Genomic DNA, 15,304 nt, shown 5'->3' on the forward strand with positions numbered 1-15,304 from the left:
CATGCTGGCATTCGAAGCGGAACCCGGATCCGCCGTCGGACTCACCGCACTGGACATCGTGCTGTGGGGCGTGCTGCCGTACGTCATGGTGGTGGTTTTGGTCGGCGGACTTCTCTGGCGCTACAAGTACGACCAGTTCGGCTGGACCACGAGGTCTTCCCAGCTCTATGAGTCCAGGCTGCTGAGGATTGCGTCCCCGTTGTTCCACTTTGGCCTGCTCGCCGTGATCGCCGGTCACTTCTTCGGCCTGGTCATTCCGATGGCGTGGACCCAGGCGGCCGGGATGAGCCAGGAGTTCTACCACTTCAACGCCCTGCTGGTCGGCGGGATCGCCGGGGTCGGAACGCTGGGCGGGATCCTCCTGCTGATCTACCGCCGCCGGACCACCGGGCCGGTCTTCATGGCCACCACCGGCAATGACAAGACCATGTACGTGGTGCTCACCGCGGCCATCGTGTTCGGGCTGTGGACCACCTTGGCGAGTGTCTTCGAGGGCGAGCACGGGCACAATTACCGCGAGACCGTGGCCCCGTGGTTCCGCTCGCTGTTCATCTTCCAGCCCGACATCGCGGCGATGGCCGCGGCGCCGTTCTCCTTCCACCTGCACACCCTGGTAGGCATGGCGCTGTTCGTGATCTGGCCGTTCACGCGCCTGGTCCACGCCTTCACGGCCCCGTTCCACTACCTCTTCCGCCCCTACATCGTTTACCGCTCCCGGGATCGGGACTCCGGTGGGGCCGGGGCCAAAGGCACAGCCGGCGCTGCCGGCGCCCGGAGCTCCACGGCCGGCGCGCGGCGGGGCTGGTCCGCCGTCGGAACCCGGGACCGGGACACCAGGAACCGGTGACCCGGTGCCATCGCTGAAGCTGCGTTGCTGAACCGCTTTGCTGAACCGCTTTGCTGAACCAGGAAGGAGACCGCCGTGGCCGGAGCAGTGTCCCCGCCCGTCGCCGCCCCTGCGGGCCGGGCGCTCAATCTGACGCTCGCCACCTCGACCTCCGTGGTGTGCTTCTGGGCCTGGAACTCCATCGCCACGCTGAGCGCGTTCTACACCCAGCATCTGCACCTCAATCCGGCCACCACCGGTGTGCTCGTGGCCATGCCCGTCTTCGTCGGCTCGCTGGGGCGGATCGTCGTCGGCGCCTTGACGGACAAGTACGGCGGCCGCGCCATGTTCACTTTTGTCCTGATGGCCTCCATCGTCCCGATCCTGCTGGTGGCAGTCGGCGGCAGCCTCGACTCCTTCGCCCTGGTGCTGGCTGCCGGCGTGCTGCTGGGGGTCGCCGGAACCGTCTTCGCCGTCGGGATCCCCTTTGTCAGCGCTTGGTACGAGCCCGCCCGGCGGGGTTTCGCCACCGGCGTCTTCGGCGCGGGCATGGGCGGAACGGCCCTGGCCGCTTTCCTGAACCCCCGGCTTGTCGCCGCCATCGGCTACGTTCCCACCCACCTGCTGATCGCCGCGATTCTGGCGGTCATGGCCGCCATCATCTGGTTCCGATTGAAGGAGGCGCCGGGCTGGACCCGCAGCAACGCGCCCGTGATGCCCAAGCTGATCGACGCCGCGAAGACCCCGGTCACGTGGAAGCTGTGCTTCCTCTACGCAGTCCTCTTCGGTGGCTTCGTTTCCTTCGCCACGTATCTGCCCACGTACCTCCGGGATGTCTACAGCTTCGATCCCAGCGCGGCCGGCGCCCGTACCGCGGGGTTTGCGCTCGCAGCCGTGCTGGCGCGGCCGGTGGGCGGCGTACTCGCCGACAAGATCGGTCCCAAGCCAGTGGTGATCGCTGCCCTCGCCGGCGTCGCCGTCCTTGCCTGGGTGGTGAACCTGCAACCCGACGGCGACGTCCCCGCCGGCCTGACGTTCGTCGCCATGGCGGCGGCGCTGGGCCTGGGCACGGGCGGGGTGTTCGCCTGGGTGGGGGTCCTCGCGCCGGAGGGCAAGGTCGGCAGCATCAGCGGGGTGGTCAGCGCGGCCGGCGGCCTGGGCGGCTACTTCCCGCCGCTGATCATGGGCGCCACCTATGACGCCGCGGCGCACAGCTACGCGATCGGGCTGCTGCTGCTCGTCGCCACAGCGTTCGCGGCGCTGGTCTTCACCATCTTCGCCATGCACGGCAGGACCAAGGCCAAGGTCGCGGCCGCCTAGCCGGTGCCGCGGAGCGGGGCCCAGCTAGCCGAACAGCAGGGTGGCCAGCGTAAAGATGGCCAGCCCGGCCAGGGCGCCCACCACCGTGCCGTTGATCCGGATGAACTGCAGGTCCCTGCCGACCTGCAGCTCGATCTTCTGCGACGTCTCGTCGGCATCCCAGCGGGCCACGGTGTCCGTGATGACCCCCGCGATGTCCGAGCGGTAGGTCTTCACGAGGTAGCCGGCCGCGTCGCCGATCCAGGCGTTCACCTTGCCGGCGAGCTCGGGATCGACCAGCAGCCGGGTGCCGAAGTCATGCACGGCCGCCTTGAACTTGACGGTCAGTTCGCTGTGCGGGTCATCGACGGCGGTGAGCAGGGCCGTCTTGATGGTGTCCCAGGTGCGGGAGGCGAGCTCGCGGACCTCCGGGTCGCCGAGCACTTGGGCCTTGATGCCCTCGGCGCGGGCGATCATGACAGGATCATGCTGCAGGTCCTGCGCGAGTTCCTTGAGGTACTTGTCGATCGAGAGGCGGACCTGGTGCTGCGGGTCGGACTGCACGGCGCGGGTGAACTTGAGGATCTCCACGTACACCTTGTCGCCCACCAGCCCGTCCACGAACGAGGGCACCCACGTCGGGGACCGGTCGGTGACCAGCCTGTTGACCGTCTCCTGGTTGTCCCGCACCCAGTCCACGGTGCGGTCCACCATTAGGTCCACCAGCGCATGGTGGTGCCCGTCGTCGAAAATCCGCTCGGCGAGGCGGCCCACCGGCGGCCCCCACGGCGGGGTGAGCAGGTGCTTGCGGACCATGGACTCGATCACGGCCTGGACGTCGTCGTCGTTGAGGACCTTGAACGCGCCGCGGATGACGGCGGCACCCTCCTTGGCGACCCGGTCCGGGCCGCCGGGGCTGGACAGCCAGGCGCCGGCCTTGCGCGCAATGTCTGCGGACGCCAGCTTCTCCTGGACCACCTGTTCGGAGAGGAAATTGGTTTCCACGAATTCGCCCAGCGAGGCGCCGATCTGGTCCTTGCGGCGGGGGATGATCGCGGTGTGCGGGATCTTGATGCCCATGGGGTACTTGAACAGGGCCGTGACGGCGAACCAGTCCGCGAGGGCCCCGACCATGCCGCCCTCGGCCGCGGCGCGGACGTATTCGAGCCCCGGATACTGCTTCTGCAGGGCGAACGCGACGATGAAGATCACCGCCATGACGGCCAGCAGCGAGAGGGCGAGGAGCTTCATCCGGCGCAGCGCCGCGGCCTTCTCGACGTCGCTGGAGGCAGCGGAACGCTGCCCGGGGGGACCGTCCGGCCGGGCGCCGCCCGGACGTCCCGCCGCGCCGGTCAGGGAGGTTGACTCAGTATTCACCTGCATGAGCCCAGCCTAGCCCGCCACGGAAACGGACGGTCCGCTAACGTGGCACCATGACCACTGATGAGCCTGCCGCCGCCCGGCCTTTGGTCTATGCCCACCGCGGCGCCAGCGGAACATTCGCCGAGCACACCCGGGCCGCGTACCTGCAGGCAATCGCCGACGGCGCCGACGGCGTCGAATGCGATGTCCACCTGACCCGGGACCAGCACGTGGTGCTCCTGCACGATGCCACCCTGGACCGCACCTCGGACGGCACCGGCCAGGTGGCCGACCGGACCCTGCAAGAACTCCAGGAACTGGACTTCTCCTCCTGGAAGGGAGCCCGGATCCCGGAGGCCTACGGCGCCAAGTCCGGGCAGTTCCTGACCCTGCCGGACCTGCTCGACATCCTGCGTGCGGCCGGCCGCGGGATCGGGCTGGCGATCGAGTTCAAACACCCGAGCCCGTACCAGCTCAGACTCGAGGACCGGGCCCTCGAGGTCCTGAGGGCCCAGGGCTGGGATCCGCGGACGTCGATGCTGGAGAACATCACGGTTTCCTTCATGAGCTTTAGCCCCGACTCCGTAAAACACCTCCTGGAGTCCGTACCGGCCGCGGCTGTCTGCCAGCTCGTGGATGACGTCAATGTGGCGGACATCCGGGAGGAACTGGGCCTCGGTGCCCTGACCGGCGGGGCGCTGGCCAACGTGATGAAGGCCGCCCAGGCTGAGGGGGAACGGATCCTGGCGGCGGCTGAGGCGGGCATTGCCGGCCCCGGCATCGGGTACGTCCGCACGCACGCCCCGGCCGTTCAGCGCTGGCTCGCCTCGGGGCTGCGGTGCCGGGTATGGACGGTCGACACCGAGGACGACGTCGAACGGTGCCGGAAACTCGGGATCCAGGAGATCACCACCAACTGGCCCGCCCAGGTCCTCTCCCAGCTCATGGCGGACAGCCGGCCCCCACGGTAGCTGCCTGGCCGCTCCACGGATCCCGGGCTGACATCTTCACATCCCCCGCGTCCCGGGCGGATTACGGCCGGCGTGGCCGCTGTGGTTGAGTTGTTGCATGCCATTTCGCCGGCCCGTCCCGGACCTCCAGACGCTGTCCGCAGCAGCGATGAGCGCGCTGCTGCTCACAAGTGCCGCCAAGCACTTCCGCGAGCCTGAATTTTTCCACCCGGTGGTACCTGACTTCCTGTGCCGGGACGACTCAGGCGAGCAGCCGAACGGGCCCCTGGCCGTCCTGTCCCGTGAGGAATGGGTGGCAGTGAGCGGGCTGCTGGAAGCCGCCGCCGCCGTCGGGCTCCTGGTCCCGGCCACCCGGAGGGCCGCCGCGGGATGCGTCACGGCGATGTTCGCCGCCTTCCTCGCCGGCCACGTGGATGCCCTGCGCAAAGCCTACGGGCCGGAGGGCTCGCCGCGCCGGCGACGCATGCACACCCTGCGGCTCCCGCTCCAGGCGCCCCTCATCGCATGGGCCTGGACTTTGACGCGGCGGAACCGGCGCCCGTGAAAATCCTGCAGTCACCGGCGGTGCGGATCGGTTTGTCGATCAGCATCGCCACCGGTCTCTACGGCGTCTCCTTCGGCGCGCTGTCCGTAACCTCGGGCCTGGATTTCTGGCAGACCATGGCGCTGAGCCTGCTGCTGTTCAGCGGCGGCTCGCAGTTCGCCTTCATCGGCGTGGTGGCCGGAGGCGGGTCCGGCGTCGCAGCGATGGGCGCCGCGACGCTGCTGGGCATGCGCAACGGCATCTACGGCATGCAGATCAATGCCCTCCTGCAGCCGCGCGGGTGGCGGAAGTTTGCCGCGGCCCAGCTGACCATCGACGAGTCCACCGCCACCAGCACAGGGCAGACGGACCCCGACGAGCAGAAACGCGGCTTCTGGACCGCCGGAATCGGCGTCTTTGTCCTCTGGAACCTGTTCACCGCCCTCGGCGCACTGGCCGGCGGGGCGCTCGGGGATCCCAAACAGTGGGGACTGGACGGCGCCGCCGTGGCGGCCTTCCTGGGCCTGCTCTGGCCGCGGCTGAAAGGCAGGGAACCTGTGGCCATCGCGGTGGTCTGCGCGCTGGCCACCGTGCTGGCCGTGCCGTTCGTGCCCCCGGGAGTGCCGATCCTCGTCGCCGCCGTGGTCGCGGCAGGGATCGGCTGGTTCAGCCACGGCCGCAGCGACGAGGGCCTGGAACCGGACGTCGATCCGTACGCGGAGGACCACGTGCACCACCACCACGACCCGGCCCGCGAATCCCGCGGTGACCGCCCCGGAGACGACGCATGAATCTTTGGATGTGGCTGCTGCTCTCCTGCCTGCTCGCCTACGTCTGGAAGCTGCTCGGTTACCTGGTGCCGGCCAGCCTGCTCCGCAACCCGCGGATGTCCAGGATTGCCGGGACCATGACAATCGGGCTGCTGGCGTCCCTGACGGTGGTCAATGCTGTCGCCTCCGGCCAGTCGCTCGTCCTGGACGCCCGGCTGGGCGCATTGGCGGCGGCGGGCATCGCCTTGTGGTTGCGCGCGCCGTTCCTGGTGGTGGTGATCGCCGGCGCGGCCACGGCCGCCGGGCTCCGGCTGCTCGGCTGGGACTGACCCGCCAGTGGAACGCCTGACCGCGCTGGAGCGCGGATGGGCTGTGGGTGCCGCCGGAACGGTCTTTAGTCCCTACTTGGTGCCGGGATCGCATGGGAGCATTCGAACATGACTGAACACGACGGCGAGCTGCCGGCTGCCGGCCGGGAGGCTGCCGACGAGCAGGCCGCGGAGCAGCAGGCCGTGGAGCAGCAGGCCGCGGAGCCGCGCAAGGATCAGCGCACCAAGCAGCACGAGCCGTATGTTTCCGGCGGGGCTGAGTCCACCCGGGAAATGCGCGAAATGTCCCGCCGCCGTCGGGAAGCCGAAGAGAAGCTTCAGCAACACCTTCTCGAAGCCAAGGAAAAGCCGGCCGAAGACTAGCGCCGGGCACCGGACTGTCGGGGCACCTGCAGGATCCGGCGCTTATGGGTGCTAGCCGAGAACGGCGTCGAACGCGGTGCCCGTCAGCGGGGCCTGCGGCGGCAACGCCCGGTCCGGCCGCTCCGTCCGGATGGCGTCCTCAACCAGCGCCACGGGCCGGCGCCACGCGTCGGAGCCCGGCTCCATGGTGTCCACGACGCCGATCAGCATGGCCAGCAGGCGGATCATGTCCGTCATGGAAATATCGCTGCGCAGGGTGCCCTGCCCCTGGCCCCGGCCCAGCAGCACGGCGATGGATTCAATCAGGCCACCCGTAATCCCGGTCAGCAGCCCGCGCCGGCCCGCGACAGCTCCCAGCAGGTTGGCCTCTTCGCTGGCGACATGCATCGTGGCATCGATGACCCGAAAGAGCCCTGCGGCGGCGTCAGGATCGGCCAGGGCCTCATCGATGGCCGGATCCACCTGCAGCCGGAGCTGCTGGTTCAGGGCAGCGAGCACCAGCTCTTCCTTGTCGGCGAAATTCCGGAAAAGGGTGGCGGGACCCACGCCGGCGGTGACGGCAATGGTCTGCAGCGGCACCTCGGGGCCGTGCTCGCGGAAGCACTGGCGGGCCGCGGCGATGATTTTGTCCACGTTGCGCGCGGCATCTGCGCGGAGCGGCCTGCGGTCTACTGCCCGGTTCATTTGCCTAGGGTAGCAACGCGAAGGGTGCGCGAACCTGTTACCGGCGGGTAGTGACTTATGTGACGGTGGCGGAGGTGCGCCCGGCCGCTGCCGGGCTTGAACCGCGTGAAAGACTGGTGCCGGACAGCCCGGAAGTTTTCGCCCCCGGTGTCCTGACTGAGTGAAGGGAACCACCACATGCTGGTCGCATTCTCCGTAGCACCCTCCGGCGACCCCGCCAACGGGCAAGCGCCCGGCGACGCGTCGGTCCACGACGCCGTCGCGGCCGCGGTGCGGATCGTCCGGGAGTCGGGCCTGCCCAACCGGACGAGTTCCATGTTCACCGAGATCGAGGGCGAGTGGGACCAGGTCATGGACGTCGTCAAGCGGGCCACGGACGCCGTGGGCGCCTACGGTTCGCGCGTCTCGCTGGTCCTCAAGGCGGACATCCGGCCGGGCTACAGCGGCGAGCTGACCGGCAAGGTGGAACGGCTGGAAAACGCCATCGACGGGCAGGGCGCCGTCGGGAGCGGCCCGCAAATCCCAACCCGGCCGGGAAACCAGGTGTACTGAGCCGGACCGCACGCCGAAACGCGGGCGGGAACGGCGCGCCCGGAGGGGTACCGCCAGGCGCGGGCGGCTGGAACACTGGGGGCATGATCGAGCATCAGTCCGCCCCCGGCTGGGTCGCCGTCGAGAACTTCCTCTCCGACGCGGTGGTCCGCCCGGACCGTTCACTCAAGCGCGCCGTGACCAGCGCACTTGAGGCAGGCATGCCGGCCATCGAAGTGGCCCCCAACGCCGGCAAACTCCTGAAACTGCTGGTCCAGCTCTCCGGTGCGCGCCGCGTCCTGGAGATCGGCACGCTGGCCGGCTTCAGCACCATCTGGATGGCCCAGGGACTGCCCGACGACGGCCGGCTGGTCACCTGTGAATACCTCCCCCTGCACGCCCGCGTCGCGCGGACCAACGTTGACGACGCCGGCCTGGGCCACAAGGTGGAGATCCGGGTCGGCGCGGCGCTGGACACCCTGCCCGAGCTGGAAAGCGAGGCCGGGCCGCCCTTCGATTTCGTGTTCATCGATGCCGACAAGGAAAACAACCCGCACTACCTGGACTGGGCCATCCGGCTTGGCCGGCCCGGCACCACCATCGTGGTGGACAACGTCGTGTGGGAGGGTGCGGTGCTGGACGCGTCGATGGACCCGGTCAACGCCCCCGGAATCATCAGCACGCTCCAGATGATGGGCGATGACCCGCGGCTGGACGGCACCGTGATCCAGACTGTGGGTTCGAAAGGCTGGGACGGCTTCGCCCTCGCGATCGTCCGCTAGGCGCAAGAGACTGTCCGCCGGGGCGAACGCGCCGGTGGCAGCCGACCCCGTGAAGCCCCGGCCACCCCCAAGTGCTAAGTATGCTTAGATTACTTGTCGACGGCGCCAGTGATGGCGGCGCGGCCGCGGACGCGCAGGACTTCAGCCACGTGGCCGGGCCCAGCCCGAATCCGCCCAGCCCGAATCCGCCCAGCCCGAAGGAACACAGGCAGCCGAAATGAACGGGATCCCCATCTCCGACCACCCCCTACCCGTCCGGATCAGCTCCGCGGCCGCAGACCTGGAGACGATCAGCCCCCTGCTGTCCGAGGCGCAGGACGCCGTCCGCGATGTCCCGGGGCTGCTGGAGCTGGCCAAGGCGGCCGCGGCGGCGGCGCCCAAACCCGGGGACGGCCGGACCGCGTTCCTGTGGGAGATTCTGGCCTCCGTAACCGCCGTCGATGTCGCCGCCGGACGGGTGCTGGAACCCCACCTGGACGCCGTGGCGATCCTGGCCCAGGCCGGCGACGAGGCGGCACGGCACGGCCGGGACTGCCCGGACCCCGACGATGCCAACTTCGAGGGGGCCTGGGGTGTGTTCGCCGCCGAGGCGCCCGGCCTGCGGCTTGAAGCCAAGGAATCCGCAGACGGCTGGATCCTGCAGGGATCCAAGCCCTGGTGCTCGCTCGCCGCCCAACTGGACCATGCCGTGCTGACGGCCCATCTGGAGGCCGGAGGCCGGGCCGCCTTCGCCGTCGACCTCCACGCGAACGGCGTGGGCTTCGCGAATCCGGAGTGGACCAGCCTGGGACTGCGCGAGATTCCCAGCGGCACAGTCCACTTCGAGGCCGTTCCCGCCGTGCCCCTCGGCGGCGCCGGCTGGTATTACCAGCGCCCTGGTTTCGCGTGGGGCGGCATGGGCGTGGCCGCCTGCTGGCTCGGCGGCGCCGTCGCCGTGGCGCGCAGCTTCGCCGACTCCCTGCGGCACGCCGCCGACGGCGGACGGGAACCGGACCAGATTGCGCTGGCCCACCTCGGCGAGATTGACCGAACGCTTGCCGCCCTCACCGCCTACCTGGCCGGCACGGCCGCAAGGATCGACGCAGGCGAACTCTCGGACCGCGGTGCGTGGCAGGAAGCCCTGCGTGTGCGCGGCAGCGTGGCCGCCGCCGTCGAACGCGTCCAGACGCTCGTGAGCCAAAATCTCGGTCCGGCCCCCCTCGCCTTTGACGAGCGCTACGGAAAACGGATGGCCGATCTCGCCCTGTACATCCGCCAACACCACGCGATGCGCGACGACGCGCAGCTGGGCGCCCTGGCACTGGCCGAAAGCAACCCATGGTGACTTTCACACACAACGACGCCGGGACGTCCGAGGCCGCCTGGGCCGGCAGCCCCGCCGCCAGGCTGCCGGACCTGCCGCTGGATGACGCGGCGCTCGCCGGCCGGGCCTTCATTGTCCTGGCCGCGCACCCGGACGACGAATCGCTCGGGGCTGGCGGGCTGCTGGCCCGGCTGCACGCCGTCGGCGCCACGGTCCGCGTGCTGCTGTGCACGGCGGGGGAAGGATCCCACCCCGGCTCGCCAACGACGACGCCGGAACAGCTCGCCGCGGTCCGGCTGCAGGAGTTCGGCGACGCCCTGAAACGCCTTTCCGGAGCCGGGAACGGGGCCGGGAACGTGGCGTGGCAGTGCCTGGGCCTGCCCGACGGTCACCTCGCCGGGCACCGGGAAGAGATCCGGGCCGCCGTCCGGGACGCGGTCCGGGAGGCAGCGGCCGTGTGCGGTCGCGCCGCCGACGAGGTGGTTCTCGTGGCGCCCTACCGCTCCGATGGACACACCGACCACGACGTCCTCGGATCCGTTGCCGCCGGGCTCAGCGCCGCGGCGGGCCACGCCCTCCTCGAATACCCCATCTGGTACTGGTTATGGGCGGCACCAGGCGCGCCGGACGCCGGCGGCGGCCCGGCCGGGGCGGCCGGCCTGACCGGACCCGGCGACCCGGACGGCGGGGCATGGCGCGGCTGGTTCCGGCTGCCGCTGCGCCCGGCAGAGCTTGAGGCCAAGGCCGCCGCGATGGCGGCACATGTGTCCCAGGTGCGCCCGCTCTCCGGGCTGCCGGGCGACGAGGTGCTCCTGTCTCCGGCCTTCCTGACACACTTTGAGCGGACCTGGGAGACGTTTGCCTGGCACCCCGCGGTCGTCCCGGCGGATGGCCCGGGCGATGGACCGGGCGACGGCCCGGGCGATGGCGGGGCGGATGGCGGGTCCCGGCGGCCCTTCGCCGCGGGCGACGCGGAGCGCGTGTTCGATGCCGTCCACGCCCGGGAGGAGGACCCCTGGCAGTACACCTCGAGCTGGTACGAGCAGCGCAAACGCACCCTCACGCTCGCCGCGCTGCCCGGCAGCAGCTACACGTCCGGGTTGGAGATCGGCTGCTCCATCGGGACCCTGAGCGTGGAACTCGCGCCGCGGTGCGGAAGCTTCCTCGCCGTCGATGCCAGCGGCACCGCGCTGGCCCGTGCCGCCAGGCGGCTCGCGCACCTGCCCGCGGCGACGACGCGACACCTGACCGTCCCGAACGAGTGGCCGGACGGATCGTTCGACCTGATCGTGGTTTCAGAGGTGGGCTACTACCTCTCACCGGCAGAGCTCGCCGGACTGTTCGACCGGATTCAAGGCTCGCTCATGCCTGGCGGGACCCTCGCGCTGTGCCACTGGCGGCACCCCATTTCCGGCTGGGAACTCGACGGCGACGCGGTCCACGCCGCGGCCCGGCGGCACCTGGGCTGGGCCGGCGGCGGGACCTACCAGGAGCGCGACTTTGTGCTCGAGGTGTTCCTTGCCCCGGACGCTGTACCGGGTGCCGTGCCGGGCCTGGGCGGCCCGGAACGGATGCGGTGACCCCGATGACGGCGTTGCCGTTGCCGCGCGGGCACCGCATCGACCGGGTCGCCGTCGTCATGCCCGCAAACAACGAAGAAGACCACCTGGAACTGGCGTTGGAGGCCGTTCAGCGGTCCGCGGACGCCCTGCGCAGGGTCCGGTCCGACGTCGAGACCCGGGTGACGGTGGTGCTGGACAGCTGCACGGACGGTTCCGCCGCCGTCATGGCCGGCTTCGCAGCCTCGGACCCGCGTTTCAGCGCATTGGAGGTCAGCTACCACAGCGCCGGCGCCAGCCGGGCCGCTGGCGTCCGGGCCTCCGGCATCGGCGTGACCCGGCGGCGGCCGCCCGGCCAGCGCTGGACGCCGCCGCCCTGGGCCGGCCGGACCTGGCTGGCCAACACCGACGCCGATTCCCGGGTGCCGGAGAACTGGCTGGTGCGCCAACTGGAGTTCGCCGAGGCCGGGGCCGACGCCGTGCTGGGTTCCGTGGAACCCGACCCCGCCGGGATGGACCCTGAGCTGCTCCGGCGCTGGCACGAACGCCACCCCTTCCGCGAGGACCACCCCCATATCTATGGCGCGAATTTCGGGGTCCGGGCTTCCGCCTATCTTGCCGCCGGAGGGTTCGCCCGGGTCACGTCCGAAGAAGACCGGACCCTGGTGCACAGCCTCCGCAGCCGCGCCTTTACGGTCACCGCGACGGACAGCATCAGGGTCATGACCTCCGGCCGGACCCATGCCCGGGCGCCCCACGGCTTTGGCACCTACCTGCGGAGCCTGGGCCACCTGCTGCCGCCTGCCAGCTGAGGATTCATTGACGCCGGGACCAGGCCGCTCCACACTGAAGAAGTGACGGACGATGCGAAAGAACCCAGCATTGATCAGGTTGTCGAGCGTCTGGCTGCCAGGTTTCCGCACGTACCGCGGAGGCACATCGCCGGGATCGTCGGCGAGGAATTCGATGCCCTGAACGCAGGCCGGATCCGGACCTACATACCCACACTGGTTGAGCGCGGCGCCCGCGTGCGGCTCAAGAGCGAGTTCGGGATCAGCGCCGCCGAAGACTAACGCACGTGACGCCGCCCCCTACCCCCGAGTTCGCCGGATCCGCGCCACCCGGCACCCCCGAGTTCGCCGGATCCGCGCCACACCGCCGGAAAATTCCGGCGATCCCGCAGCTGTCCGGCGATTTCGACGGCGGCGGCCGGCGGTCTGCAGTGCCCGTGACGGGCGGAGCGCGGGGGTGAATCCCGGGCCGGGGCAGGACTCGCTGTTAGCCGTCGCCGGACTAAGCGCCGACGAAGCTGCCCGGCGGTTGAAGCAATTCGGTGCCAACAAACTGCCCGAGCCCCGTCCGGTCCCCGGCTGGCGAAGGCTCTTGGCTGAGCTGACCCATTTCTTCGCGATTATGCTCTGGGTGGCGGCCCTCTTCGCGATTATTGCCGGCATGCCGGAACTGGGCATCGCCATCGTGGCGGTGATCCTGGTCAACGGGGTGTTCGCCTACATCCAGCAGGAGCGGGCCCAGCATGCCGCCGCCAAGCTCCGCGAGCTGCTCCCGGCCATGGTGTCAGTGCGCCGGGACGGCCGCGTCATCAAGGTCCACTCCACCGAACTGGTGCCGGACGACGTCGTGGTGCTGGTGGCCGGCGACCGCGTTCCGGCGGACCTCCGGCTGGCCCTGGCCACCGGCTGCGAGGTGGACGAGTCCATGCTCACGGGCGAAAGCGAGGCAGTCGCCAAAACCCCCGGCGACACCGCCTTCGGCGGTACCTTCCTGGTTAACGGGCACGCCGAAGGCGTGGTCTCGGTGACGGGCGGCCAGACCCGGCTCGCGGAGATCGCATCCCTGACAGGTAAAGTCGAAGCCCCCACCAGCCCGCTGTCGCTGGAACTGCAAAGAATCGTCCGCATCACCGCCACCATGGCCCTGGGCATCGGCGCCCTGTTTTTCGTCCTCTCGCTCGTGATCGGCATTTCCTGGCGCGACGCCTTCCTGTTCGCCATCGGGGTGGCCGTCGCGCTGGTCCCCGAGGGCCTGCTGCCGACCGTCACGCTCTCCCTGGCCGTCGGCGCGCAGCGCATGTCCAGGCGCAACGCCCTCGTGCGCAACCTCCAAGCCGTGGAGACCCTCGGCTCCACGACCTTCATCTGCACCGACAAGACCGGAACCCTGACGCAGAACCGGATGAACGTCGTCGAGGTCTGGACCCCGGCCGGGCTGCTGACCATCAATGGCCAGGGCTACGGCCCCGAAGCCGAGATGACGGGCGGCGGCCTTCAAGAAGCCCGGCGGCTCAGTGTCGCTGCCCGCGCCGCCTCGGTGGGGCGCGCCGTCCTCCACGAAGACCGCTGGATAGCCGAGGGGGACCCGATGGAGGCGGCCATCGACGCGCTCGCCGTCCGCCTCGCCCTTCCGGGTGAGCAGCCGGAATGGCCGACGCCGTCGCACCGGTTCGCGTTCGACTCCCGCCGGCTGCGGGAGTCGGCAATCGTCGGCACCGCCCTCTTCGTGAAGGGGGCCCCGGAGTCCGTGATTCCGCTGTGTCTGGCCACCGGCGGCGGGGCTTCGGATCCCGGCTCGAACCGCGCAATGGACATGGTTGACGAGATGGCCGCCCGTGGCCTGCGGGTACTCGCCGTCGCCCAGCGCAGCCTGCCCGGGCCGCCCGGCGCCGCGTTCAAGCTGGAGGATGTCGAGGCCGGGCTGACGCTGCTGGGCCTGATGGGCCTGCACGATCCGCCCCGGACCGAGGTGAAAGTGGCACTCCAAGCGGCCCGCGACGCAGGAATCAAAGTGGCGATGGTGACAGGCGACCACGCCTTCACCGCCGCCGCCATCGCCCGGGAGACGGGGCTGCTCGGCCCCACGGAAACCGTGCTGCAGGGAGGGGACCTGCCCGGCGATGACGCCGTCCTGGCCGCACTGCTGGACTGCGACGGAGTGGTGGTCAGCCGGGTGACGCCGGAACAGAAGCTCCGCGTGGCCCGGCTCCTGCAGGGCCGCGGGCATGTCCTGGCCATGACCGGCGACGGCGTCAACGACGGCCCGGCGCTGCAGCAGGCCGACATCGGGGTCGCGATGGGACGCAGCGGCACCGACGTCGCCCGTGAGGCCGCCGACCTCGTGCTGCTGGACGACGACTTCGCCACGATCATGGCCGCGGTGGAGCAGGGCCGTGCCACCTACGCGAATATCCGGCGCTTCCTGACGTACCACCTGACGGACAACGTCGCCGAGCTCACGCCCTTCATTATCTGGGCCTTGTCCGGCGGCCACTTCCCACTGGCGCTGGGCGTGCTGCAGATCCTCGCCCTGGACATCGGCACGGACCTGCTGCCCGCCCTGGCCCTGGGCAGCGAGGCGCCAAGCAAGGGGACGCTGAAGCGGCCGCCCGAGCGCCGGCACCTGATGGACCGCGCCCTCATGTTTCGGGTGTTTGGGCTGCTGGGACCGGTCGAGGCGCTGATGGAGATGACGGCGTTTACGGTGGTTCTGCTCGGTGCGGGGTGGCGGCCCGGCGCCGAGCTGCCGGCTAGCGACGTGCTCCTGGCGGCGTCCGGCGCGGCCTTCACCACGGTTGTCCTGGCCCAGCTGGCGAACGCCTTCGCCTGCCGCAGCGCCACCGTCCCGCCCTGGCGGCTGGGCTGGTTTACCAACAGGCTGCTGCTGTGGGCCGTGCTGGCCGAGCTGGGGCTGCTGTGCGTGTTCCTGTTCCTCGGGCCGTTGGCGGCGCTGCTGGGCCACGCGCCGCCGACGCCGGGAGGCCTGGCGGTGGCGCTGGCCGCCGTCCCTGCCGTCCTGCTCGCCGACTGGCTGTACAAGATCGTCCGCCGCCGCCGGGCTGGTTCCGCCGGCGGCGCCCGGCCCGGCGCGGGAACAGGAGGCTTTCCCCCAGGCGGCACAGTAGCCGGCGGCGGCGCGCGGGTCCAAAGCCCCTGACCCCGGGACACCGGTCCCGCGCAGTATGGGTCCACCGACAATCCGCAGGAGTAC

General features: G+C 70.4%; 16 protein-coding genes. 14 read left to right on the plus strand and 2 right to left on the minus strand.

Annotated features, from left to right (window positions below; genetic code table 11):
* Position 1: 1 nt before the first annotated feature.
* Together narI and AC1DGD_RS05565 are read left to right on the plus strand one after the other, a co-directional pair.
* On the plus strand, positions 2-847 hold the full coding sequence (gene narI / locus AC1DGD_RS05560) for a respiratory nitrate reductase subunit gamma (RefSeq protein WP_476856154.1): 846 nt from the start codon (positions 2-4) through the stop codon (positions 845-847).
* A gap of 75 nt (positions 848-922) precedes the next feature.
* Positions 923-2,146, plus strand: a complete 1,224-nt coding sequence (locus AC1DGD_RS05565) for an MFS transporter (RefSeq protein WP_476856155.1) — start codon at positions 923-925, stop codon at positions 2,144-2,146.
* A gap of 24 nt (positions 2,147-2,170) precedes the next feature.
* On the opposite strand, the gene AC1DGD_RS05570 is transcribed toward AC1DGD_RS05565, so the two are convergent.
* Positions 2,171-3,508 carry a DUF445 domain-containing protein gene (locus AC1DGD_RS05570; protein WP_476856156.1) on the minus strand — a complete coding sequence of 446 codons (1,338 nt, stop codon included), beginning with the start codon at positions 3,506-3,508 and terminating at the stop codon, positions 2,171-2,173.
* 50 nt (positions 3,509-3,558) lie between these two features.
* Here AC1DGD_RS05570 and AC1DGD_RS05575 point away from each other — a divergent pair, with 50 nt between their 5' ends.
* The 5 genes from AC1DGD_RS05575 (at position 3,559) to AC1DGD_RS05595 (ending at position 6,443) form a co-directional block, all read left to right on the plus strand.
* Entirely contained in the window at positions 3,559-4,458 is a 900-nt protein-coding gene (locus tag AC1DGD_RS05575; RefSeq protein WP_223914636.1) for a glycerophosphodiester phosphodiesterase, read from the plus strand.
* A 97-nt stretch (positions 4,459-4,555) separates the two neighbouring features.
* Entirely contained in the window at positions 4,556-5,002 is a 447-nt protein-coding gene (locus AC1DGD_RS05580; protein WP_476849854.1) for a DoxX family protein, read from the plus strand.
* Positions 4,963-5,772: an AzlC family ABC transporter permease gene (locus AC1DGD_RS05585; RefSeq protein WP_476856157.1), complete on the plus strand. Its 810-nt coding sequence runs from the start codon at positions 4,963-4,965 to the stop codon at positions 5,770-5,772. The genes AC1DGD_RS05580 and AC1DGD_RS05585 overlap by 40 nt, the downstream gene beginning before the upstream one ends.
* Positions 5,769-6,080 carry an AzlD domain-containing protein gene (locus AC1DGD_RS05590; RefSeq protein WP_476856158.1) on the plus strand — a complete coding sequence of 104 codons (312 nt, stop codon included), beginning with the start codon at positions 5,769-5,771 and terminating at the stop codon, positions 6,078-6,080. Before AC1DGD_RS05585 ends, AC1DGD_RS05590 begins: the two co-directional genes overlap by 4 nt.
* Before the next feature lie 108 nt (positions 6,081-6,188).
* Entirely contained in the window at positions 6,189-6,443 is a 255-nt protein-coding gene (locus AC1DGD_RS05595; protein ID WP_476856159.1) for a hypothetical protein, read from the plus strand.
* A 51-nt stretch (positions 6,444-6,494) separates the two neighbouring features.
* Here the strand turns inward: AC1DGD_RS05595 and AC1DGD_RS05600 are convergent, their stop codons facing one another.
* A complete protein-coding gene (locus AC1DGD_RS05600; protein WP_028275272.1) occupies positions 6,495-7,127 on the minus strand; it encodes a TetR/AcrR family transcriptional regulator in 633 nt (210 codons plus the stop codon).
* A 177-nt stretch (positions 7,128-7,304) separates the two neighbouring features.
* Here AC1DGD_RS05600 and AC1DGD_RS05605 point away from each other — a divergent pair, with 177 nt between their 5' ends.
* The 7 genes from AC1DGD_RS05605 (at position 7,305) to AC1DGD_RS05635 (ending at position 15,250) form a co-directional block, all read left to right on the plus strand.
* Positions 7,305-7,679: a thiamine-binding protein gene (locus AC1DGD_RS05605; RefSeq protein ID WP_476856160.1), complete on the plus strand. Its 375-nt coding sequence runs from the start codon at positions 7,305-7,307 to the stop codon at positions 7,677-7,679.
* An 83-nt stretch (positions 7,680-7,762) separates the two neighbouring features.
* Positions 7,763-8,440: an O-methyltransferase gene (locus AC1DGD_RS05610; RefSeq protein ID WP_476856161.1), complete on the plus strand. Its 678-nt coding sequence runs from the start codon at positions 7,763-7,765 to the stop codon at positions 8,438-8,440.
* A 217-nt stretch (positions 8,441-8,657) separates the two neighbouring features.
* The gene (locus tag AC1DGD_RS05615; protein WP_476856162.1) at positions 8,658-9,764 is read left to right on the plus strand and encodes an acyl-CoA dehydrogenase family protein; all 1,107 of its coding nucleotides are present in this window, start codon (positions 8,658-8,660) and stop codon (positions 9,762-9,764) included.
* Entirely contained in the window at positions 9,758-11,323 is a 1,566-nt protein-coding gene (locus AC1DGD_RS05620; protein WP_476856163.1) for a PIG-L family deacetylase, read from the plus strand. Before AC1DGD_RS05615 ends, AC1DGD_RS05620 begins: the two co-directional genes overlap by 7 nt.
* A gap of 5 nt (positions 11,324-11,328) precedes the next feature.
* Complete coding sequence (locus AC1DGD_RS05625; RefSeq protein ID WP_230010083.1) at positions 11,329-12,114, plus strand: glycosyltransferase family 2 protein; 786 nt, start codon at positions 11,329-11,331, stop codon at positions 12,112-12,114.
* A gap of 42 nt (positions 12,115-12,156) precedes the next feature.
* A complete protein-coding gene (locus AC1DGD_RS05630; protein WP_079552243.1) occupies positions 12,157-12,375 on the plus strand; it encodes a three-helix bundle dimerization domain-containing protein in 219 nt (72 codons plus the stop codon).
* Between the two features lie 175 nt (positions 12,376-12,550).
* On the plus strand, positions 12,551-15,250 hold the full coding sequence (locus tag AC1DGD_RS05635; protein WP_476856164.1) for a cation-translocating P-type ATPase: 2,700 nt from the start codon (positions 12,551-12,553) through the stop codon (positions 15,248-15,250).
* Positions 15,251-15,304 lie beyond the last annotated feature (54 nt).

Source organism: Arthrobacter sp. 05T45 (assembly GCF_056395875.1).